General features: G+C 63.5%; 2 pseudogenes. One reads left to right on the top strand and one right to left on the bottom strand.

The annotated features are described in order from the left end of the window. Positions 1-125 (top strand): annotated as a pseudogene (locus J5M66_RS27125) (hypothetical protein); the annotation flags it as partial. 7 nt (positions 126-132) lie between these two features. On the opposite strand, the pseudogene J5M66_RS26790 reads toward J5M66_RS27125, so the two are convergent. Next, positions 133-244: pseudogene (locus J5M66_RS26790) on the bottom strand (lipocalin family protein); the annotation flags it as partial.

Consider the following 244-nt stretch of genomic DNA (forward strand, 5'->3'; position numbering starts at 1 on the left):
TGTTCGCCGGCGGCGATCGCCAGGTGCGCGATGTGCTGGTCAATGGTCAGTGGGTGGTGCGCGATGGCCGGCATGCCGGCGAAGAGCACAGCGCCCGAGCCTTCACCCGGGTCCTGCGCGATCTTTTCGCTCTTAATTGGATGTCTTGGCCATCTGCCGATCCGACGCGCGCCAGATCAGGCGTGTGGTGTCGTAACCCTGCTGACGCGCCTTGCTCAGCAATTCTTCGCGCACTACACCGTTG

Origin of the sequence: Pseudomonas sp. 67(2021), assembly GCF_017491835.1 — a bacterium.
Classification (GTDB): domain Bacteria; phylum Pseudomonadota; class Gammaproteobacteria; order Pseudomonadales; family Pseudomonadaceae; genus Aquipseudomonas; species Aquipseudomonas atacamensis.